A 20,203-nucleotide genomic window follows, 5' to 3' on the forward strand; every position below is an offset into this window, starting at 1 on the left:
GTAGACTGCGCGATCGTTCCGTGTCACGACCCCGCGAGACGGTGGCGCTCTCGGTTTCGATCTACTATGTGTCGGCCTCAGGTTACAATAGGGTGGACACCGTGCGCATTGTTTGGTTTCAGCTTCAGCCTGGGCGCAGGTCGGCCCTTGGCATTGCCGCGCTTGTGGCGCTGGCCCTTTCGGGCTGCGCGGCAAGTTCACCGCCCGGATCGGAATTCAACGACCCGTTTGAAAGCACGAACCGCGCTGTCCACGAATTTAACAAGAGCTTCGACAAGGCGCTGTTCCGCCCTGTGTCGCAAGCCTATGGCACGGTCGTGCCCAGCTATGGCCGCCAGCGGTTGAACAACGTCCAGTCACATTTCAGCCTGCCGTCGGACATCATCAACGGTGCGTTGCAGGGGCGCGGCGAGAACACGGTGCACAACGTGTTCCGCTTTCTCGTCAACACGACGATCGGCGTTCTGGGGATCTTCGATCCCGCCACGTCCTTCGGGCTGGAGGATCGCAGCACAGATTTCGGAGAGACCCTGTTCGTCTGGGGAACGGGCGAGGGGGCCTATCTCGAAGTGCCGTTCTTCGGCCCCTACACCCAGCGCGACCTTGTGGGCGAAGTGGTGGACGTGGTCCTGAACCCGCTGTCCTTCGTCAGCCTCAGCCCGCCCGAATCCTATATCCCGTCCGGCACCTACGTGGCCGAAGCGCTGGATTACCGCTATGAGTTCGCCGACACGGTGGACGGGATCTTCTACGAAAGCGCGGACAGCTACGCCCAGATGCGGCTGATCTATCTGGAAAACCGGCGGTTCCGGCTTGGCGACACGTCGCAGGCCACCGCCATCGACCCCTACGAGGAGCTTTATGGTGAATGACATGACCCTGACGCGCCGCGGTTTTGCCGCGGCTCTTGCCGCTGCGTCCCTGCTGCCCGGCGCGGCCCATGCCCTGACCAATGGCGAGGCGGAAAGTCTTGTGCGGTCGCTGGTGGCCGATATCCAGTCGACCATCGACTCGGGCAAGTCGACATCGGCGATCCTTGCGGATTTCGAACGTGCGTTTAAGCGATATGCGGATGTGCCGACCATCGCGCGCTTCTCGCTCGGCGTGGCCGCGCGTTCTGCGAGTTCGGCCGAGTTGCGCGCCTACAGCGACGCCTATGCCAGCTACGTGTCGAACAAGTACGGGCGCCGGTTCCAGGAATTCAAGGGCGGCAGCATCGACATTCGCGGCGTGCGGTCCGAAGGCCAGTACCTTGTGGTGCAGGCCCGCGCCAACCTGCGCGGCCAGAGCCCTGTCGCGGTGGATTTCCACGTCTCTGACCGGTCGGGCAGCCCCAAGGTGTTCAACGTCATCATTGAAGGCGTGAACATGCTGACCACGGAACGGGCAGAGATCGGTTCGCTTCTGGACCGCGCCGGCGGCAGCATCCCGCGCCTGACGCAGGACCTGCGCGCGGCGTCCTGACCTTCCCGGCGCACCAAGCCCCGATATAGACGCTGCGGCGGGCATGCCCGCCGCAGCGGTTTCGCACGGGGTCAGCCCCCGAAGATCGACCGAAGGACGTTGGTGATGGCCCGTTCCGTGTCGCGCACGGCGCGGTCACCGGCTGCGCCGAACCGGTCCAGCGGGCCCGTTCCGGTGCCGCCCGAACCTGTGCCCGACCCGGCCCCCGAGTCCGCCCCGGCCACACGGTCCGCCCCCGCGGCCGGCGCGTCCATCGGCAGCGGCGCAACGGGCATACCGTCATGGACCCGCAGCATCGTTTCGCGCCAGATATCGGCAGGCAGACCGCCCCCGGTCGTGCCCGACAGCGGCGTGTTATCGTCATAGCCCATCCAGACGCCGGTCACGTAGTCGCCGGTGAACCCCACGAACCATGCATCTCGTGCCGCCGAGGTCGTGCCGGTCTTGGCTGCCGCGGGCCGGTCGCCCAGCTTAGCGCGCCGTCCCGTGCCGCTTTCGATCACCTCGTGCATCATCCAGACCAGTTGACGGGCAGCCTCGGGCTGGATGACCCGTTCGCCGATGCCGCCTTCCTTTCCGATCAGCGGCGCGTCGTCGCCCAGAAGCCGCAATTCGGTCATCCCGTAAGGGTCGACGGCGCTGCCGCCGTTGAGAATGCCCGCATAGGCCGCCGTCATTTGCAGCAGTGTCGTTTCCGATGTGCCCAATGCCATGGCAGGCACATCGTCGATTTTCGTCGAGATGCCGAAGCCCTGTGCCACTGCGATCACCGCGTCGCGGCCCACGGCCTCGGAGAGCTTCACCGCGGGGATGTTCAGGCTGTCGGCCAGCGCGCGGGTCAGCGTGACCTCGCCCGCGAAGTCGCGGCTGTAGTTCTGCGGCGACCATGGGCCAGAGCCGGGGACGTTCAGGGTGAGCGGCTCGTCCACGACGCGGTCCAGCGGTCCGTAGCCAAGGTCCAGCGCCGCGGCATAGATGAACGGCTTGAAGGCCGATCCGGTCTGGCGCAGCGCCTGGGTGGCGCGGTTGAACTGGCTCGCCGAGCGCGTGTCGCGCCCGCCGACCATGGCCCGCACCGCGCCATCGGCGCTCATGACGACGATGGCGGCCTGTGCCTTGGACCCGTCGCGCACCTTTTCCGCGAAAACGGTTCGCATCGCGTCTTCCGCGGCGCGTTGCAGCTGCTTGTCGAACGTCGTGCGGATCAGCACGTCCTCGGTCGTCTGGGACGCCAGGAAGGAGGGTGTGCTTTCCATGACCCAGTCCGCGAAATAGCCGCCCGCGCGCGCCTCTGCCGCCTCGGACAGCGTGGCAGGGTTGGCGCGGGCCTGCGCGGCTTCGTCTTCCGACAGCCGCCCCTGTTCTTCCATGAGCGCGATGATCGTGGCGGCCCGGTCGCGGGACCGTTGCAGGTTCGCGGTGGGCGCAAACCGCGTGGGGGCCACCAGAAGCCCGGCCAGCATCGCGGCCTCGGCCGGGTCCACCTCGGCGGCGGACTTGCCGAAATACCGCTGCGCCGCGGCCTGGAAGCCGCGCGCCCCCGCACCAAGATAGGCGCGGTTCATGTAGATCGTCAGGATCTCGTCCTTGGAATAGCGTGCCTCCATCGCCATGGCATAGACCGCTTCGTGGAGCTTGCGGGTGATGGAACTGCGGCGGCAGTCCGCTTCATAGGCGGCTTCGCTGTCCCATTCCGACGGGACGTAGGGTCGCCCGAAGCACAACAGCTTTGCCGTCTGCTGGGTGATGGTGGACCCGCCATGCCCTTCGAGCGCGCCGCGCCCTTCGGACAGGTTGATGCGGATGGCGCTGGCCACACCGCGCGGGCTGACCCCGAAATGGCTGTAGAAGCGGCGATCCTCGGTGGCGAGGATCGCGTTCTTAAGGTGCGGCGACACGGTGTCCGTGGTGATCATGCCGCCGAACTGGTCGCCGCGCCAGGCGAACACATCGCCGTCGCGGTCCGTCATGGTTACGGACCCGCGCGCGCGGCCGTCGATCAGCGTCTCGGCGGGGGGAAGGCCGGACCAGATCACTCCGACTGCACCCGCGACGATCAGCGCCGTCACCGCACCGAGACGCCAGCCAATCGCCCAGACCATGCGGACAACCCAGCGCAGCAGCGCGCGCAGCGGCCAGAAAAGACCGCGTCGCGCCACGGGTTTGCGCGGCGCGCGCTTGCGCCGGACCGTGCTACCGGTGGCGGCCTTCGGTTGTGTCGTCCTGGCGGATTTCGCGCCGTTCGCCTGCGCGCGCGCGGCGCTGCCCGCCGAATACCGGCGGTCTGCCCGCAATGGCCGCTTGCCGCCGCCCGTCTTGCCCGTTCTGCCCATGAGAGCCCCCTTTTGCGGGTGGTCTATGCCGACACCATACCCGGGAATTGCCGCGATGTGGACCTTGGATGCTGCGACCGCAAGATCTCAATCTGCCTAAAAAATAGACCACAATGCCATAATGTGCAAAAATTGTGCAACAAGCGCCAGATTCTGCCGGTTTCCGGGGCAGGCGTCGCTTGTGAAAGCCGGGTGATGCCGACCTAGTGATCCCCGTGAAGAAGCGGGGTGCGCGCCATGGGCAAGCGGCCTCCGGCCCAAGCAAAGGGGAAGAACGTGAAACTGATCATAGCAGCAATCAAGCCGTTCAAGCTGGAGGAGGTGCGCGAGGCGCTGACCGCCATCGGCGTGCGCGGCATGATGGTCACCGAGATCAAGGGCTTCGGGTCGCAGTCCGGCCATACCGAGATCTATCGCGGGGCGGAATACGCGGTGAACTTCGTGCCCAAGGTCAAGCTGGAGATCGTGGTGAACTCGGCCATGGCCGACCAGGTGGTCGAAACGATCCAGACGACGGCCAAGACCGACAAGATCGGCGACGGAAAGATTTTCGTGCTCGACGTGGGGCAGGCGGTGCGGGTGCGCACCGGCGAGACCAACGAAGACGCGCTGTAATAGCGACGCGACCTGACAAAGGGGAAACGACCTGATGAAACTGACCAAGACACTCCTTCTGGCCGCGGCGGCGATGGCGCTTCCGGCGCTGGGATTCGCGCAGGAGGCAGAGGCACCCGCGCCCGGCTTCGACGAGATCGGCCCATATATCATGACGACCCTGCTGTTCTGCATGGCGGGGTTCCTCGTGTTCTTCATGGCCGCGGGCTTCGCGATGCTCGAAGGCGGCCTGGTGCGGTCCAAGAACGTCACCATGCAGATGACGAAGAACATCGCGCTCTATTCCATCGCGGCGATCATGTACTGGTTCATGGGGTTCAACCTGATGTATCCGGGCGACTTCAACGGCTATGTCGGCACGTTCTTCTCGCCGACCGTGCTCGACCCGGTGGGCGTGGCCGCTGCCGACGCTGCACTCGACTATGCGTCGGTCGGGTCGGACTTCTTCTTCCAACTCGTGTTCGTGGCGGCGACCGCATCGATCGTGTCGGGTGCGCTGGCCGAACGCATCAAGCTGTGGCCATTCCTGATCTTCGTCGTGGTCCTGACGGGCGTTCTCTATCCGATTTCCGGGTCGTGGCAGTGGGGCGGCGGCTGGCTGTCGGCCATGGGTTTCTCGGACTTCGCCGGATCGACCGTCGTGCACTCCGTGGGCGGCTGGGCGGCTCTGGCCGGGGCGCTGATCCTCGGGCCGCGCATCGGCAAGTACAAGAACGGGCAGGTGCATCCGATGCCGGGGTCAAACCTTGCGCTGGCCACGCTGGGCACGTTCATCCTGTGGCTGGGCTGGTTCGGGTTCAACGGCGGCTCGCAGCTGGCGATGGGCACCGTGGGCGACGTGTCGGACGTGTCGCGCATCTTCGCCAACACGAACATGGCCGCGGCCGCCGGTGCCGTCACGGCGCTGATCCTGACGCAGGTCCTGTATCGCAAGCCCGATCTCACGATGGTGCTGAACGGCGCGCTGGCGGGGCTCGTGTCCATCACGGCAGAGCCCTTGGCGCCGACGCTGTTCGGCGCGCTCTGGATCGGTGCCGTCGGTGGCGTGATCGTGGTCTTCGCGGTGCCGATGCTCGACAAGCTGAAGATCGACGACGTGGTCGGTGCGATCCCTGTTCACCTGCTTGCCGGTATCTGGGGCACCATCGCGGTCGTGTTCTACAATGGCGATGCGAGCCTGATGACGCAGCTGACCGGGATCGCTGCCTACGGTGTGTTCACCTTCGTCGGATCGGCCATCGTGTGGCTTGTTCTGAAGGCTGTCATGGGCATCCGCGTCAGCGAAGAGGACGAGATCAACGGGCTCGACATGTCGGAAATGGGCATGGAGGCCTACCCGGAGTTCTCCAAGGGCTGATCCTCCTTCCGGTCAGTCCCTGAACCTGGCCCGGGCGCGCTGCGCCCGGGTTTTTCGTGCCCGATGACGATGGTGTCAGACCGTACCGCCGAGCGATCCTTCAAGCTCGACCATCTCCTGCCCGCCGGCCATCATGTCCTGCAGCTCTTCCGGCGTGATCTGGCCGCGCTGCGCGGTACCCAGCGTCTTGCCGCGGTTGAGGACGGTAAACCGATCCCCGACAGCCATGGCGTGACGCACGTTGTGTGTGATGAAGACGACGCCGATTCCGGTCTTGCGCACCTTGTCGATGGTGGAAAGCACGTTCGCAGTCTGCCGCACACCAAGTGCGCTGGTCGGCTCGTCGAGGATCAGCACCTTGGCCCCGAAATGCACCGCACGTGCAATGGCCACGGTCTGCCGTTCCCCGCCCGACAGCGTGCCGACGGCCTGATCGGGCGAGCGCAGGTTGATCCCCATGCGCCGCATTTCAGCCATCGTGGTCTCGTTCGCCATCTTGAAATCGATGAAGTTGAACGGCCCCACGCGCTTGACGGGTTCGCGCCCCATCCAGAAATTGCGCGTGACGCTCATCAGCGGGATCATGGCGAGATCCTGGTAGACGGTGGCGATTCCCGCTTCCATCGCGTCGCGCGGGCTGTCGAAGGACATCGGGCGCCCCTCGAACATGATCTCGCCGCCGGTGGGCTTGTGCACGCCCGACATGGTCTTGATGAAGGTGGATTTCCCCGCGCCGTTGTCGCCCAGGAGGCAATGGCATTCGCCGGGGCGCACATCGAAGCTGACTCCGTTCAGGGCGATGACGGGGCCGAAATGCTTCTCGATGTTGCGCATCTCGACGATCGGGTTGTGATCGAAGCTGGCCATGTCACCGCTCCCCCGTGATGATGCGCCGGATATAGGTGTTCAGGATCACCGCGAGCAGCAGGATCACGCCAAGGAACACCCGAAACAGCGAGGATTCGACCCCCGCGAAGAACAGCCCCTGCTGCACCACGCCGAAGATCAACGCACCAAGGGCGGCGCCGATGACCGATCCATAGCCCCCGGTCAGCAGCGCGCCACCGATCACCACGGCGATGATCGCCTCGAACTCCTTCAGCAGGCCGCGGTCGGCCCCGGCGGAGCCGAATTCCATCACTTGGCAGGTGGCGAAGATCGTCGCGCAGAAGGCGGTGAACATGAACATGAGGATCTTGACCCGGTTCACCGGCACGCCGACATAGCGTGCCGCCTGCGCGTCGCCGCCCGCGGCGAACACCCAGTTGCCGAAGCGCGTGCGCGTCAGCACCACATGGGCAAGGATCATCAGCCCCAGCGCCCAGACGATCAGCATCGGGATGCCGTCCACCACGGGCTGGCCTTCGCGTGTGCCGCGGCTGAAGGTGTCCACCAGCCCCAGATCCGCGAGCCAGACAAACAGCCCGCCCAGGATCTTGCCGCCGAACACGGGCGCCAGCCAGTCGCCCTGCGCGACGTCGGAAATGCCGCCGATGATGGTCCGGCGTTCGATCAGTTGCGGAAAGAAGATCGTGAAGCCGCGCAGGATGAACAGGAACGCCAGCGTCACGATGAAACTTGGAAGCCCCGTGCGAACCACGATGATACCGTTGAGCGCGCCGATGGCGATGCATATGGCGAAGGTCACGAGGATCGCGATCCATACCGGCCAGCCCAGCGTGACGGACATGATCGCGATGGACATGCCCGCGAAGCCGATCATCGACCCGACGCTCAGGTCGAATTCGCCCGCGATCATCAGCATGCAGGCGCCGACCGCGATGATGACGAACTGTGCGGACACCGTGGACCAGTTCAGCACGCCCTGCGCGTTGAACATGCCACTGTCGCCCGCGAAGACGATGAAGAAGGCGAAGACGGCGATAGTGCCGACAATCGCGCCCAGCTCGGGCCGGATCAGGGCCTTGCGCAGCCCGGATGTCTGTTTGACTCGTTCATCGACGACCGCGTTGACATCGGACATCGCGCACTCCCCCCTCGTTCGGTGACAAAAGGGGCGGGCACCGCAACTGGCGCCCGCCCCTGTTCATGGACTCAGCGGTATTCGCCCGCCAGTTGTTCCACGAGGCCCAGCGCGTCGGCCGTGACGAAGCCGGGACCGGAGTTGATGTTGTTGCCGGGCAGCACGCCAAGGCGGTGGTAGTTCGTCAGCACCACGACCGGCAGATAGGCCTGCAGGAAGGGCTGCTGGTCGATGCCCCATTCGATCACGCCGTCCTTGATGGCCTGCACGATGTCGCCGCCCAGATCGAACGTGCCGAAATAAATGTCCCCGGCCAGCCCCATCTGGTCGAGCGCAAGGATCGTCGGGTCCGCCGAGGTCGGTCCGAGCGTCAGTACCGCGTCGGTGTCAGGGTTGGCGTTGAGATAGGCCATCACCCGGTTCTGGATCTCGGACGGGTCCTGCCCGCTGTCGATCATCTGGTTGCCCAGGTCCACGCCCAGTCCGTCGGCAAAGCCCTGGCACCGTTCGGAGGATGCGGGTTGCGCGATGTAGTGGTTCACGCACAGGAAGCTGGTCACGCCGTCACCCGCCGCACGCTGGCCAGCGGCGAAGCCCGCGTCGTATTCCGGCTGGCCGACATACATCAGCGCGCCAACCTCGCGCGCCTGTTCCGGCGTGCCCGAGTTGATGATGATAACGTCGATGCCGGATGCCACGGCATCGCGGATCGGGCCGGAGAGCACGTCATAGTCGGCCAGCGTCGTGATGATCCCGTCCGGGCCGCTTGCCGTCGCCTGTTCGATGATCCGCGCCATGTCGGCCAGATCGCCCGTGGGCGGGTTGCGGTACTCCACCTCCACGTCCATCTGGTCGCCCGCCAGCGCCAGGCCGTTCTTTATCGTGTTCCACCAGCTGTCGCTGTCGGGCGCGTGACTGACAAGAACGTAGCGTTCGCCCTCTGCCTGTGCGGCCGTGGCCCCCGCCAGCGCCGCCGCCGCGACGGCGGTGGCCGCCATCGACTTGAAGAATGTGTTCATGATGTCCTCCCAAACGGTGTCGGGGCATGGCCCGGGTTTTCCCGTGTCCCCTAGGGAAAAGCGTAGTCCCGATTCGATTTTTTTGCAACCGGTTGCAAAGCGGCCCGGCTTGGGTAACATCACGATGGGTGCGGAAGGTTCGCGCCGTGCAGGCGGACAGGACGATGGCGGTGACACTCAGGGAGGTTGCGGAACGCGCGGGCGTGTCCCGGTCGGCGGTGTCGCGCACCTTCACGGCGGGCGCGTCGGTGTCGGCCAAGACTCGCGCCAAGGTCGAAAAGGCCGCGCGCGACCTGGGCTACAGCCCCAACGCGCTGGCGTCGTCCCTGACCACGGGGCGCACGAAGCTGATCGGGCTGGTGTCCAACAACTTCCACAACCCGATTTTCCTCGAGGTGTTCGACCTTTTCACCCGCGGATTGCAGGACCGGGGCCTGCGCCCGTTGCTGGTGAATCTCAGCCACGAAACCGACCCGGCGCAGTCCTTGCAGATGCTGCGGCAGTATTCTGTGGACGGGGTGATCGTGGCGTCATCAACCCTGCCGCCCAGCTTCGCCGAGGCGTTTCGGGATGCCGGCATGCCCGTAGTCCATTCCTTCGGGCGATATACCACCAGCCCCCATGTCCATGTGGTCGGCATCGACAACATCGCTTGCGGGCGGATGGCAGCCGAGACACTGGTTGCGCGGGGCTATCGGCGGGTGGCGTTCCTCGGCGGGCCGGAAACGGCGACTTCGACCCAGGACCGGGCGCGCGGGTTCGTCGCCGCGCTGTCGGCCCATCCGCAGGTGTCGGTCAGCCTCAGCTATGCGACCGCATATTCCTTTGACGCAGGCCGGGTGGAGATGACCCGCCGCCTGATGGAAAACCCGGCAGAGGCGTATTTCTGCGGGGACGACGTGCTGTCCGTGGGCGCGCTATCCGCGATTGCCGAGGCCGGGCTGCGCGTGCCCGACGATATCGGCGTGATCGGGCTGAATGACATGGACATGGCGCGTTGGCAGAACATCAACCTGACCACGATCCGCCAGCCCGTGGCCGAGATCATCGGGGCGTCCATCGACCTCGTGATCGCCACGATCGAACGCCCCGACCGCTATCCGGAAACGCGGCTGTTCCCGTGCCGGGTTATCGAACGGGGCACGCTGCGCCCCGTCCCGGCAGTCTAGCGGAACATCGGCGGACGGGCATCGGTCCATGTGCCGTCCGCCTTGGCGGACGCCACGGCCGCGTGGACGGCCGCGATGGATCGCACCCCGTCCGCGGCCGATGGCAGACCGTCGCGCGCCTCCCCCCGGATCGCGGCCGCGAGATCAACATAGATGTTCGCCACCGCCAGCGGGAAGCCTTCGGGATGGGCGATGGCCACGCGGCTGAGGCGGCTGGCCTCGTCGCTCAGGCCCGCCTCGCCCTTCTCCATGATCTGGGTGCGTCCGCCGACCGGCGTGTAGAACACCTGGTTGGGCTGTTCCGACGCCCATCGCAGCCCGCCAGTTTCCCCGAAGACCTGGATGTCGAACCCGTGTTGCCGCCCGATTGCCACGGAGGACGTCCAGAGCCGCCCGACCGCGCCGCCCGACAGGCGGAAATTCACCATCGCGTCGTCCTCCAGCACGCGGGAGGGGATGGTGGAGGCGAAGTCCGCCGACAGGCTTTCGACCTCGGCCCCTGCGATGAAGCCCGCCATGTGCAGCGCGTGGATGCCGCAATCGGCGAACTGTCCCGACACGCCCGCCATCGCCGGGTCGTATCGCCAGCGCACGCGCGGGTTGTCGGCGTCGCCCGCGTCGCCGTGATGGCCATGGCTGAAATTCGTGACCACAAGCCGGATCTTGCCCAACTGCCCGGTGCGCACCATTGCGCGCATTTCCCGCACCATGGGATAGGCGGAGTAGCAATAGTTCACTGCGCAGATCTTCCCCGACACGCGGGCGATGCGCACGATCTCCTCGCCTTCCTCCACGGTCATGGTCATGGGCTTTTCGCACAGGACGTGGAACCCGGCCTCAAGAAACGCCTTGGTGATCTCGAAATGGGTGGAATTCGGCGTGGCCACCGTCACGAGGTCCACCCGGTCGGCGCGGTCGCGCTCGCCCGCCAGCATCTCGCGCCAGTCGCCATAGGCACGGTCGGGGGCGACCCCCAGCCGCTGGGCATATGCGCGGCCCTTGGCCGGGTCGGCATCCAGTGCGCCTGCGGCCAGCGTGAAGTTTCCGTCCGCCTGCGCGCCCAGACGGTGGGCCGGGCCGATCTGGCTGCCTTCGCCGCCGCCGATCATGCCCCAGTTCAGTCGTGTCATGGCATGGTGCCCCTAGTTGAAACCGATGCTGTCCAGATACGCGCGGTTGGCCCGCGCGTCGTCGATGGGGGAGACGTCCAGCGTCGGGTCGCAATCCTGTTCGACCGTGCACCAGCCCGCGAACCCCGCATCCAGCAGGATTTGCCGCACGGCGGGGAAATCGACGTCGCCCTGCCCGAGATTGCAGAAGATGCCTTGCCCGCAGGCGTCGTAGAACCCGGTGCCCTTGGCGATGGCGTCGGCCTTCACCTTCGGATCGATATCCTTGAAATGCATGTAGGATATCCGCCCGATGTGACGCCGCATGAAGGCCACGGGATCGAAGCCCGCATAGGAATGGTGCCCGGTGTCGAAGCAGATCTTGAGGGTCTCTTCGGGCACTTCGTCCAGCAGCCGTTCCAGTTCCGGCTCGAAATCCATGAAGCCCGCCGCATGGGCGTGGATGCCGACGATCAGGCCGTATTCTTCCGCCGCCATCCGCGCCACATGGGCGATCCGGTCGCGGAAGGCCGCCCATTCGGCGGCGTCCATCTGTTCGGCGGCGTCAGCTCGCCCGGCGGTCGGCGCCCGGCGGGGCGAGATCGAATCGATCAGCACCAGATGCTGCGCGCCATGCGCCACCAGCGCCCGGCAGGTGCGCACGGCACCGTCCAGCACGTCGTCCCATTGCGCCGGATCGTGGAACGCGCGGAACACCACGCCGCCAACAAGCTCCAGCCCGTATTCGTCCAGCGCCTCGCCCAGCACGGCGGGGTCTTCGGGCATGAAGCCCACCGGACCGAGTTCGATTCCAGTGTACCCGGCGGCGGCACAGTCCGACAGCACTTGCTGCCACGGCGGGTTGCGCGGATCGTTCGGGAATTCCACGCCCCAGGAACAGGGGGCGTTGCCGATACGGATGGTCATGGGGGTGGCCCTTTCAGTCAGAGGGAACGGTGTGCCAGCGGCCATCGCCGGCGGCGGCGAAGGCGGTTTCGATCACGCGGGCAACGGCCAGTCCGTCGTGGAAGGTGGGCCAGACCGGGTCGCCCGTGGCGATGGCCTGCAGGAAATCCCGCGCCTCGATGATGATCTGGTCCTGGTACCCGGTGCCATGCCCCGGTCCCTGGCAGAAGGGCAGGTAGTCGGGATGGGCCGGGCCGGTGAGGATCTTGGTAAACCCGCGCGTCGCCTCCGGCCCTTCGGCGCGATAGAGCCAGACGGCGTTCTGATCCTCCTGGTCGAAGCGGATCGCCCCCTTGGTGCCGTGGATTTCGTAGGCATAGCCCATCTTCCGCCCCGTGGCCGCACGGCTGAAATAGAGATGCCCCATGGGGCCTGATGCAAACCGCACCATCATCTGGGCGTGGTCGTCATTGTCCACCGTGACAGGACCTTCCGCGCCCGGACGGGTGGCGTGCATCGTTTCCAGACGTACCGACAGTTCGGCGATCGGCCCCATCAGGGCGAGTGCGCCGTTGATCATGTGCGGGGCCAGATCCCCCATCGTGCCGTTGGCGCGGCCTTGGCAACGCCATGTCGCCACGGTGGCGGGGTCCGCGAAGAAATCCTCCGTGTGTTCGCCCCGGAACCACGTCACGTCGCCGATGGCGCCCTCGGCAAGTAACTGCCGCACGAATTGCGTGGCGGGCGTGCGGACGTAGTTGAAGCCGATCATGTTGGGCAGGCCCGACGCCTCGGCCGACGCGAACATCGCCTGCGCATCGGCCAGCGACGCACCCAGCGGCTTTTCGCAGAATACCGGCTTCCCGGCGGCGAAGGCTGCTTCGGCGATGGCCCGGTGGGTCGTCTGCGGCGAGGCGATCACCACCGCATCGACCCGCGGGTCTGCCACCAGCGCCTGCCAGTCCGGCGCGGCGCGGGCGAACCCATAGGCGGCGCGATAGCGTTCGGACGAGGCCGGGGTGGACCCGGCGATCATCTCCAGCCGCGGACGCAGGGCTGTGTCGAACACCGCACCGACCGCCGACATTGCCACAGCATGGGCCTTGCCCATGTAGCCGCCGCCGACGATCCCGACCCCGATTTCGGTCATGTTTGCCCCCTGCCCGCGAACCCGGTTGCAACCGGTTGCAAAATTCGTATCGTAGGCAGGGACGCTTCGCAACCGTCAAACACGACGACAGCCGGAACCGGCGCAAAGGGGGGACCATGACCGCAGCGGACAGCACCATCCGCCTGACCACCGCGCAGGCCATCGTGCGCTTCCTGATGAACCAGTTCATCGAGATCGACGGGTTCGAGACGCGCATTTGCGGCGGGGGATTCGGCATCTTTGGCCATGGCAACGTGCCGTGCCTCGGTGAGGCGCTGTACCCGGTGCGGGATGACCTGCCGCTGTACCGCGGGCAGAACGAACAGAGCATGGGGTTCGCCGCCGCCGCCTATGCCAAGTACCACCTGCGCCGCCGCTTCATGTTCTGCACCGCGAGTGCCGGGCCGGGCACCGCCAACCTGCTGACCGCCTCGGCGCTCGCCCATGCCAACCGGCTGCCGATGCTGATGCTGTGCGGCGACACGTTCCTGACACGGCTTCCGGACCCGGTGCTGCAGCAGCTGGAGCATTTTGGCAATCCCGCGCTGGGCCTGAACGACGCGTTCAAGGCGGTGACGCGCTACTGGGACCGGATCACGCATCCGGCGCAGGTGATCCAGTCGCTGCCCGCCGCGCTGGCCACGATGCTCGACCCCGCCGATTGCGGCCCGGCCTTCATCGCGCTGCCGCAGGATGTGCAGGGCTGGGCGCATGATTACCCCGAAGCGTTCTTCGCGCGCCGCGTCCATCGCATCCGGCGTCAGGCCCCCGATCCGGCAGAAATCGCCGACGCGGCGGTGGCCCTGCGCGACGCGGCGCGCCCGATGATCATCGCGGGCGGCGGGGTGCAGTATTCCGGCGCCGTTGCCGAACTGACCGCCTTTGCCGAGGCCCATGGCATCCCGGTCGTGGAAACCATCGCCGGGCGGGCGAACCTGCTGGCCGACCACCCCCTGAACATCGGCCCCATCGGCGTGACAGGCTCCGACAGCGCGAATGCCATCGCCGAGAAAGCCGACGTGATCCTCTGCGTCGGCACGCGGCTGCAGGATTTCACCACCGGGTCATGGACGGCCTTCGCCAAGGACGCGCGCCTGATCGGGGTGAACGCGGGGCGGCATGACGCGATCAAGCACATGTCCCTGCCGGTGGTGGGCGACGCGAAACTGGCGCTGACCGCGTTGGGGTCCGCGCTTGGCGATTGCCGCGCGCCCGGCGACTGGACGGCTTTGGCACAGGCCGAACGGCGCTGCTGGGACGCCTATGTCGAAGGCAACGTCGCCCATGGCAATCGGCCCAACAGCTATGCGCAGGCCATCGGCGTGGTGAACGCGCTGTGCGCCCCGCGCGACCGGGTGGTGACCGCGGCGGGCGGCCTTCCGGCCGAGGTCACGGCTAACTGGCGCACGCTGGATATCGGCACCGTGGACGTGGAGTTCGGCTTTTCCTGCATGGGATACGAGATCGCGGGCGGCTGGGGCGCGCGCATCGCACAGGCCGAAGTCGAGCCCGACGCGGACACCATCGTCTTCGTGGGCGATGGCAGTTACCTGCTCATGAATTCCGACATCTACTCATCGGTGCTGACCGGCAAGAAGCTGATCGTGCTCGTGCTCGACAATGGCGGCTTCGCGGTCATCAACAAGCTGCAGAACAACACCGGGCAGGACAGTTTCAACAACCTGATCGCGGATTGCCCGACCGTGCCCGACCCGTTCACGGTCGATTTCGAATCCCACGCGCGGTCCATGGGCGCCGACGCCGTGACCGTGTCCAACCCGGCGGAATTGTGCGACGCGTTCACCCGCGCCAAGACATCCGACAAGACCACCGTGATCGTGATGCAGGTGGACGCCTACGAGGGATGGACCACCGGAGGACATGCCTGGTGGGAGGTCGGCACGCCCGAGGTTTCCGACAGGGCATCCGTGCGCGAGAAACACGCCGAGATCGAAGCGACCCGCGCGCGCCAGCGGCAGGGGGTCTGACATGCGGCTGACCGGAAACCGGTTCCTCGTGATCGGGCGGGCGGGGATGGATTTCTACCCCGATCCGCCGGGCACAAGGACCGAGGACGCGACGCAGTTCTTCGCCTGCCTTGGCGGGTCGTCCGCGAATATCGCCGTGGCGATCACCCGGCTGGGCGGGCAGGCGGATCTTGTCACCTGCGTGTCCGACGACGCGATCGGGCGGTTCGCGCTGAACCAGCTCGACCATTACGGCATCGGGCGTGCCCATGTCCGGTCCGTGGGCGGGGAGGCGCGCAATTCGCTCGCCGTGGTCGAAACGCGGATTGAGGATCACCAGTCGGTCATCTACCGCAACGGGGCCGCCGATTTCGAGATGACGACCGATGATGTGGAGTGGGTCGACTACACCCGCTACGACGCGCTCATTACCACGGGCACGGTGTTCGCGGCGGAGCCGTCGCGCACTGCCGCCTTCCGGGCGTTCGAACTGGCCCGTGCCGCCGGTCTGCCGCTGATCTTCGATATCGACTACCGCCCCTATTCCTGGCCCTCGGCGGATGTCGCGGCGGATGTCTATTCCCGCGCCGGGGCCATGTGCGACGTGATCGTGGGCAACGATGTCGAATTCGGTTTCATGGCCGGTGATTACGCCGCAGGCCGGACCAAGGCGCGTGCGCTGGTGGATTCAGGCGCCCGCATCGCCGTCTACAAGATGGGCGAAAAGGGCGCCGTGACCTTCACGCCGGAGGGCGAAATCGCCACGGGCATCTACCGCACCGATGCCCTGAAACCCACCGGCGCGGGCGACAGCTTCATGGGCGGTTTCGTGTCCGGGCTGGCTGAAGGGTTGCCCGTGCGCGACGCGGTGCTGCAGGGCTCGGCGGCGGCGGCGATGGTCGTCGCCCGCGTCGGCTGCGCCCCCGCCATGCCCGACCGCGCTGAACTGGCGCAATTCCTGCGCGACCATGCCGGCCCCGGCGCTGCCTGAAAGGACGATCCATGCACATCCCCCCCCATGACAACTGCAACTGCCCCATCGTCGACGTGAACGACGCTCACACGCCGCTGGTCTATTTCAACATCGTGCGGCTGAAGGCAGGCGAGACCTTCGATTACCGTGTCCCCGGCTATGAAACCTGCGTCGTGCCGGCCACCGGGACCGTGACGGTGGAAGCCGCGGGCGAGACGTACCGGGATATCGGCAACCGCGGCGCGGATGTCTGGGACGGCGAGCCCGAAGGCGTCTATGTTCCAACCGACACCGGCGCGCGGATCACCGCGCAGACCGATACGGAGACCTTCATCGCCGGGGCCGCTTTTGGCGAGACGCTGAAGCCCTTCGCGGTGCGCCACGGGGATCTGGATCTCGTGCAATACGGATCGGACGACACCAAGACACACCGCAAGATCAAGCATATCCTTGGCGCCGGCCATCACGACCGGGTCGGGCGGCTGCTGGTGTCGGAGCTGTTCACGGTCGGGGCGGGGGGCTGGTCGGGTTTCCCCAGCCACAAGCACGACACGGACAGGCTGCCGGACGAAACGCGGCACGACGAATGCTACAATTTCCGCTTTCGGCCCGGCTACGGGTCCGGAGTCCAGATGCTCCAGCGGGTCGACAACGAACCGGGCGATGCCTACCACATCATGGATCGCTCAACCGTGCTGATCGACAAGGGGTATCACCCCTGCTGCGTGCTGCCGGGATACGAGATGTATTACTTCACGATCCTCGGTGGCCTGTCCCAACGCAGCCTGACCCAGTATTTCCAGCCGACCCATGCCGACCAGTTGCACACGATCCCTGGCATCATGGACATGGTGGCCAAGTTCAAATGACGCTGGCGACGCTCGCGGAGGTCCTGCGCCCCGCCGTCGCGGGCGGCTATGCCGTGCCGGGGCTGGTGTGTCTGGGGTGGGAGGACATGCGCGCCTATGCCATGGCGGCACAGGCCGAACGCGCACCGGTGATCCTGCAGGCCGGGCCGTCCTGCCGGGCGCACACACCGCTGCCGGTCCTTGGCGCGATGATGCGGCAGCTTGCAGGCGACGTGGACGTGCCGGTCGTGGTGCATCTCGACCATGGTTACACCCTCGATGAATGCCGCGCGGCGCTGGATGCCGGGTTCACGTCGCTGATGTATGACGGCTCGCGCCAGCCGCTGGCGCAGAACATCGCCGAAACCGCGGCGGTGGCGGAGTTGGCCCACGCAGCAGGAGTTTCCTGCGAAGGCGAGATCGGCTTCGTCGGCTACGCGGGCGGCGAAGGGTCGGCCGGGACCGACCCTGCGGACGCCGCGATCTTCGCGCGCGACAGCGGCGTGGACGCCATGGCGATTTCCGTGGGCAACGTGCATCTCCAGCAGGGCCACGAGGGCGGGCTGGACGAGCCGCGCATCCGCGCGATCGAGGCCGTGACCGACGTGCCTCTGGTGATCCATGGCGGGTCCGGCGTGCCGCTGGCGCAGCGCGCGGCCCTGGCGGCGGTTTCGCGCATCGCCAAGTTCAACATCGGCACCGAACTGCGCATGGCATTCGGTGCCGCCCTGCGCGATGCCGTGAACGCAGACCCGGACCGTTTCGACCGGGTCGCGATCCTGAAGGAAACCCATGACCCCGTGATGGCCGCCGCGCGCGCCGTGATCCGCGGGCTCGGCGCAAGTGGAAAGGCATGACATGCTGAGGATCGGACTTCTGGGGTGCGGGCGGATCGGGCAGGTGCATGCTGGCAGCATCAAGGCGCTCCATGACGCCACCGTGGTGGCCGTGGCCGATGCGCTGCCGGACGCCGCAGGCGCGCTTGCCGCCGAGACGGGGGCCGAGGTGCGGGACGCCGGGGCGATCCTGACCGGTACGGATATCGACGCCGTGGTGATCGGCACACCGACCGACACCCATTTCGACCTGATCCGCGCCGCCGCCGCGGCGGGCAAGGCGATCTTCTGCGAAAAGCCCGTGGACATGTCCGTGGACAATATCCGCGCCTGCATCGATGCGGTGGAAGCTGCCGGCGTGACCTTCCTGACCGGGTTCAACCGCCGCTTCGACCCGAACTTTGCCAGCCTGCAAGCCCGGATCGCCGCCGGGGCCATCGGCGCGGTGGAGATGGTCACGATCACCTCGCGCGACCCGTCGCCGCCACCCCTGTCCTATATCGCGCGGTCGGGCGGGCTTTTCCGTGACATGATGATCCACGATTTCGACATGGCCCGCTTCCTGGTGGGGGCGGAGTTCACGCGTCTGCACGCCGTGGGATCGTCGCTCGTGGACCCGGACATCGGCAAGGCGGGGGACGTGGATACCGCCGCCGTGATCCTCACCACGGCGGACGGGCGGATCTGCCAGATCTCCAACTCCCGCCGGGCGGTCTACGGCTATGACCAGCGGATCGAGGTGCATGGTGCGGGCGGCATGCTGCGGGCCGAGAACCAGCTCGAATCCACCGTTGAAATCGCCACCGCCACCGGCTTCGCCCGCGACCCGGCCCAGCATTTCTTCCTCGAACGCTACGCGCCCGCCTATCTGGCCGAAATGCGTGCCTTCGTGACGGCGGTCGCGGACGGCAAACCGGCCAATCCCGGCATCCATGACGGGTTGCAGGCGCAGATCCTGGCCGATGCCGCGGCACGGTCGTGCGAGACGGGCCAGCCGGTGGACTTGCCGGGCGCCTGACCTATCAATCCTGGTCGGTGTCGGGCCTGTCCGCCTGTTCCTGGTCAGGTGGTCGCCACGCGACGATCAGGTTCCAGGCCAGGAACCCCCCGATCGCGGCAAAGAGATAGGCCCACAGATCGTTGCCCGCGTGCCATTCAACAGGTGCCCATGCAAGCGGCAGGATCGTCAGCAGATAACGCCGCCACGCGGGGCGGTAGAACGGGTGGGCGGGGTCGATCAGGCGCATGGTCTCTCCGGCTGCGGGCGTCCATGCAGCTTGCACAGCCCGGCTGCCGGGTCAAACCCGTCCTGTCCGAGGAACGCAGCGCGCGCCGCAACCGTCCGGGGGTGTCCCGGCGCGGCCGCGGCACCGGCTTTCGGTCAGGCGCGCCCGTAGGCTTCGGCGATGGCGGTCTGGATCGCGGCCGCGGGCGTCGCGTTGCCCCAGCTGACAAGCTGGAAGGCTGGGTAGAATCGCTCACACGCCGCGACGGCCGTGCCGATCAGCGTCGTGATCTGCTCCAGTCCAACACCGCTTTCGCCGGCCAGCAGCCCGTAGCGATAGACCATCAGTTTCTGCTCGGCCCAGAAGCCGAACGCCCCGGTCCAGCACATGTCGTTGGTCCGATTGATCATCTCGTAGAGTTCCGGCAGGCGGTCCTCGGGCGGTTCCATCTCGAAGCTCAGGACCATGCGCAGCGTGTCGTCATGCCCGGACCATGCCAGCGTGATCGAATAGGTGCGCCACTGGCCTTCGACTGCCATGGCGATCTGGTTCTCGCCGACCCGGTCGAAATCCCAGGCCTCGTGCTCGGCAAGCGTTTCCACGATGTCGATGGGATGAATGTCGTCGATCATGTATTCGGAAAGTGACATGCCCGGCCTCGCGCGTTGTGGCCTTGGTCCGGCTCTCGGCCCCCAAGGCTTGGTGCCTGCTCAAGAAGCGGCGCGACGCTGCACACCGCTTACAACATATGGTGCGACCTGCGGGCCATCCTGTAAAGCGATATTTCCACGACATGCGCCGGGACGGGGTGGGGCCTTTGCTGCGGTGTAGCGCGACACTTATTTCTGCAGTGTTTTACACCAATACTTGCAGCAGAGCGTTTTTCGAGAACCGGGTCGTAAAGGGCCGTTGAAGACCCCTTGAACGCGACTCAGTCCGTGGCGCCGGTCATGGCGCGCTCGCGGCGGCCGATCTCGATCAACACATCGTCGGGCAGGCCGCGAAACGCGCGCAGTGCGATGATCGCCTGGATCAGCGCCTCGCGGCCCCGCTCCAGCTCGGCGATCCGGGTATCCTTCTCATCGACAGACATTCTGCTTCTCCTGTTTGGAGCCCGCGCCGGGCGCCGTGGGGGCGTTGGACCCCGACGCGGACAGGTGCGGCCCGAACAGTGTGTCCGGGCCATTCAGGCGCAGGCCGTAGCCATGCACCGTTTCGATCTGCATCGGGCTGCCGCGCATCTTGCG

Annotated in this window: 20 protein-coding genes; 10 read left to right on the forward strand and 10 right to left on the reverse strand. The window is 66.4% G+C overall.

From position 1 onward, the window contains the following. Nucleotides 1–20: 20 nt before the first annotated feature. Both DDE13_RS01280 and DDE13_RS01285 read left to right on the forward strand, forming a co-directional pair. Nucleotides 21–872 (forward strand): MlaA family lipoprotein, encoded by an 852-nt coding sequence (locus DDE13_RS01280; protein WP_235868534.1) that lies wholly within the window; start codon nt 21–23, stop codon nt 870–872. Between the two features lies 1 nt (nt 873). Beyond that, nucleotides 874–1,464, forward strand: a complete 591-nt coding sequence (locus tag DDE13_RS01285; RefSeq protein WP_235868535.1) for an MlaC/ttg2D family ABC transporter substrate-binding protein — start codon at nt 874–876, stop codon at nt 1,462–1,464. Between the two features lie 71 nt (nt 1,465–1,535). On the opposite strand, the gene DDE13_RS01290 is transcribed toward DDE13_RS01285, so the two are convergent. Beyond that, a complete protein-coding gene (locus tag DDE13_RS01290; RefSeq protein WP_111400937.1) occupies nt 1,536–3,797 on the reverse strand; it encodes a transglycosylase domain-containing protein in 2,262 nt (753 codons plus the stop codon). A 276-nt stretch (nt 3,798–4,073) separates the two neighbouring features. Between DDE13_RS01290 and DDE13_RS01295 the strand changes: the two genes are divergently transcribed. Together DDE13_RS01295 and DDE13_RS01300 are read left to right on the forward strand one after the other, a co-directional pair. After that, a complete protein-coding gene (locus tag DDE13_RS01295) occupies nt 4,074–4,412 on the forward strand; it encodes a P-II family nitrogen regulator (protein WP_111400961.1) in 339 nt (112 codons plus the stop codon). 34 nt (nt 4,413–4,446) lie between these two features. Continuing rightward, a complete protein-coding gene (locus tag DDE13_RS01300; RefSeq protein WP_111400938.1) occupies nt 4,447–5,769 on the forward strand; it encodes an ammonium transporter in 1,323 nt (440 codons plus the stop codon). A 75-nt stretch (nt 5,770–5,844) separates the two neighbouring features. Here the strand turns inward: DDE13_RS01300 and DDE13_RS01305 are convergent, their stop codons facing one another. The 3 genes from DDE13_RS01305 to DDE13_RS01315 form a co-directional block, all read right to left on the reverse strand. Next, nucleotides 5,845–6,636, reverse strand: coding sequence for an ATP-binding cassette domain-containing protein (locus DDE13_RS01305; RefSeq protein ID WP_111400939.1), 792 nt, complete (start codon nt 6,634–6,636; stop codon nt 5,845–5,847). Between the two features lies 1 nt (nt 6,637). After that, entirely contained in the window at nt 6,638–7,753 is a 1,116-nt protein-coding gene (locus tag DDE13_RS01310; protein WP_111400940.1) for an ABC transporter permease, read from the reverse strand. Between the two features lie 71 nt (nt 7,754–7,824). Beyond that, nucleotides 7,825–8,772 (reverse strand): sugar ABC transporter substrate-binding protein, encoded by a 948-nt coding sequence (locus tag DDE13_RS01315; protein ID WP_111400941.1) that lies wholly within the window; start codon nt 8,770–8,772, stop codon nt 7,825–7,827. A gap of 164 nt (nt 8,773–8,936) precedes the next feature. On the opposite strand from DDE13_RS01315, the gene DDE13_RS01320 reads away from it, so the two are divergent. Continuing rightward, nucleotides 8,937–9,941, forward strand: a complete 1,005-nt coding sequence (locus tag DDE13_RS01320) for a LacI family DNA-binding transcriptional regulator (protein WP_111400942.1) — start codon at nt 8,937–8,939, stop codon at nt 9,939–9,941. Here DDE13_RS01320 and DDE13_RS01325 read toward each other — a convergent pair. The 3 genes from DDE13_RS01325 to DDE13_RS01335 are packed head-to-tail and all read right to left on the reverse strand — an operon-like array spanning nt 9,938 to nt 13,106. Next, nucleotides 9,938–11,071, reverse strand: a complete 1,134-nt coding sequence (locus DDE13_RS01325; protein ID WP_111400943.1) for a Gfo/Idh/MocA family protein — start codon at nt 11,069–11,071, stop codon at nt 9,938–9,940. The two genes, DDE13_RS01320 and DDE13_RS01325, sit on opposite strands and share 4 nt — an antisense overlap. A gap of 12 nt (nt 11,072–11,083) precedes the next feature. Continuing rightward, entirely contained in the window at nt 11,084–11,977 is an 894-nt protein-coding gene (locus DDE13_RS01330) for a TIM barrel protein (RefSeq protein ID WP_111400944.1), read from the reverse strand. A gap of 13 nt (nt 11,978–11,990) precedes the next feature. Beyond that, the gene (locus DDE13_RS01335) at nt 11,991–13,106 is read right to left on the reverse strand and encodes a Gfo/Idh/MocA family protein (RefSeq protein WP_222626002.1); all 1,116 of its coding nucleotides are present in this window, start codon (nt 13,104–13,106) and stop codon (nt 11,991–11,993) included. 116 nt (nt 13,107–13,222) lie between these two features. Here DDE13_RS01335 and iolD point away from each other — a divergent pair, with 116 nt between their 5' ends. The 5 genes from iolD to iolG are packed head-to-tail and all read left to right on the forward strand — an operon-like array spanning nt 13,223 to nt 18,748. Next, nucleotides 13,223–15,094 carry a 3D-(3,5/4)-trihydroxycyclohexane-1,2-dione acylhydrolase (decyclizing) gene (gene iolD, locus DDE13_RS01340; RefSeq protein ID WP_111400946.1) on the forward strand — a complete coding sequence of 624 codons (1,872 nt, stop codon included), beginning with the start codon at nt 13,223–13,225 and terminating at the stop codon, nt 15,092–15,094. Between the two features lies 1 nt (nt 15,095). After that, nucleotides 15,096–16,064 carry a 5-dehydro-2-deoxygluconokinase gene (gene iolC, locus DDE13_RS01345; RefSeq protein ID WP_111400947.1) on the forward strand — a complete coding sequence of 323 codons (969 nt, stop codon included), beginning with the start codon at nt 15,096–15,098 and terminating at the stop codon, nt 16,062–16,064. Between the two features lie 11 nt (nt 16,065–16,075). After that, a complete protein-coding gene (locus DDE13_RS01350) occupies nt 16,076–16,915 on the forward strand; it encodes a 5-deoxy-glucuronate isomerase (protein WP_111400948.1) in 840 nt (279 codons plus the stop codon). After that, on the forward strand, nt 16,912–17,751 hold the full coding sequence (locus DDE13_RS01355) for a class II fructose-bisphosphate aldolase (RefSeq protein ID WP_111400949.1): 840 nt from the start codon (nt 16,912–16,914) through the stop codon (nt 17,749–17,751). Before DDE13_RS01350 ends, DDE13_RS01355 begins: the two co-directional genes overlap by 4 nt. Before the next feature lies 1 nt (nt 17,752). Beyond that, nucleotides 17,753–18,748 (forward strand): inositol 2-dehydrogenase, encoded by a 996-nt coding sequence (iolG, locus tag DDE13_RS01360; RefSeq protein ID WP_111400950.1) that lies wholly within the window; start codon nt 17,753–17,755, stop codon nt 18,746–18,748. Nucleotides 18,749–18,752: 4 nt separating this feature from the next. Here the strand turns inward: iolG and DDE13_RS01365 are convergent, their stop codons facing one another. From DDE13_RS01365 to DDE13_RS22730, 3 genes are all read right to left on the reverse strand, one after another. After that, nucleotides 18,753–18,977, reverse strand: a complete 225-nt coding sequence (locus DDE13_RS01365; RefSeq protein WP_111400951.1) for a hypothetical protein — start codon at nt 18,975–18,977, stop codon at nt 18,753–18,755. A 134-nt stretch (nt 18,978–19,111) separates the two neighbouring features. Continuing rightward, complete coding sequence (locus tag DDE13_RS01370; protein ID WP_111400952.1) at nt 19,112–19,606, reverse strand: type III secretion system chaperone family protein; 495 nt, start codon at nt 19,604–19,606, stop codon at nt 19,112–19,114. A 281-nt stretch (nt 19,607–19,887) separates the two neighbouring features. Further along, the gene (locus tag DDE13_RS22730; RefSeq protein WP_162630818.1) at nt 19,888–20,049 is read right to left on the reverse strand and encodes a hypothetical protein; all 162 of its coding nucleotides are present in this window, start codon (nt 20,047–20,049) and stop codon (nt 19,888–19,890) included. Between the last annotated feature and the right edge of the window lie 154 nt (nt 20,050–20,203).

The sequence above is a fragment of the Meridianimarinicoccus zhengii genome (assembly GCF_003254465.1).
In the GTDB taxonomy this organism is placed as follows: Bacteria; Pseudomonadota; Alphaproteobacteria; order Rhodobacterales; family Rhodobacteraceae; genus Meridianimarinicoccus; species Meridianimarinicoccus zhengii.

What these genes read in the sequence shown, in the direction of transcription:
- iolC (WP_111400947.1), top strand. Translation starts at nt 15,096, where the DNA reads ATGCGGCTGACCGGAAACCGGTTCCTCGTGATCGGGCGGGCGGGGATG.
- DDE13_RS01325 (WP_111400943.1), bottom strand. Translation starts at nt 11,071, where the DNA reads ATGACACGACTGAACTGGGGCATGATCGGCGGCGGCGAAGGCAGCCAG.
- DDE13_RS01355 (WP_111400949.1), top strand. Translation starts at nt 16,912, where the DNA reads ATGACGCTGGCGACGCTCGCGGAGGTCCTGCGCCCCGCCGTCGCGGGC.
- DDE13_RS01315 (WP_111400941.1), bottom strand. Translation starts at nt 8,772, where the DNA reads ATGAACACATTCTTCAAGTCGATGGCGGCCACCGCCGTCGCGGCGGCG.
- DDE13_RS01285 (WP_235868535.1), top strand. Translation starts at nt 874, where the DNA reads ATGACCCTGACGCGCCGCGGTTTTGCCGCGGCTCTTGCCGCTGCGTCC.
- DDE13_RS01370 (WP_111400952.1), bottom strand. Translation starts at nt 19,606, where the DNA reads ATGTCACTTTCCGAATACATGATCGACGACATTCATCCCATCGACATC.
- DDE13_RS01350 (WP_111400948.1), top strand. Translation starts at nt 16,076, where the DNA reads ATGCACATCCCCCCCCATGACAACTGCAACTGCCCCATCGTCGACGTG.
- DDE13_RS01290 (WP_111400937.1), bottom strand. Translation starts at nt 3,797, where the DNA reads ATGGGCAGAACGGGCAAGACGGGCGGCGGCAAGCGGCCATTGCGGGCA.
- iolD (WP_111400946.1), top strand. Translation starts at nt 13,223, where the DNA reads ATGACCGCAGCGGACAGCACCATCCGCCTGACCACCGCGCAGGCCATC.
- DDE13_RS22730 (WP_162630818.1), bottom strand. Translation starts at nt 20,049, where the DNA reads ATGTCTGTCGATGAGAAGGATACCCGGATCGCCGAGCTGGAGCGGGGC.
- DDE13_RS01300 (WP_111400938.1), top strand. Translation starts at nt 4,447, where the DNA reads ATGAAACTGACCAAGACACTCCTTCTGGCCGCGGCGGCGATGGCGCTT.
- DDE13_RS01365 (WP_111400951.1), bottom strand. Translation starts at nt 18,977, where the DNA reads ATGCGCCTGATCGACCCCGCCCACCCGTTCTACCGCCCCGCGTGGCGG.
- DDE13_RS01330 (WP_111400944.1), bottom strand. Translation starts at nt 11,977, where the DNA reads ATGACCATCCGTATCGGCAACGCCCCCTGTTCCTGGGGCGTGGAATTC.
- iolG (WP_111400950.1), top strand. Translation starts at nt 17,753, where the DNA reads ATGCTGAGGATCGGACTTCTGGGGTGCGGGCGGATCGGGCAGGTGCAT.
- DDE13_RS01320 (WP_111400942.1), top strand. Translation starts at nt 8,937, where the DNA reads ATGGCGGTGACACTCAGGGAGGTTGCGGAACGCGCGGGCGTGTCCCGG.
- DDE13_RS01310 (WP_111400940.1), bottom strand. Translation starts at nt 7,753, where the DNA reads ATGTCCGATGTCAACGCGGTCGTCGATGAACGAGTCAAACAGACATCC.
- DDE13_RS01335 (WP_222626002.1), bottom strand. Translation starts at nt 13,106, where the DNA reads ATGACCGAAATCGGGGTCGGGATCGTCGGCGGCGGCTACATGGGCAAG.
- DDE13_RS01305 (WP_111400939.1), bottom strand. Translation starts at nt 6,636, where the DNA reads ATGGCCAGCTTCGATCACAACCCGATCGTCGAGATGCGCAACATCGAG.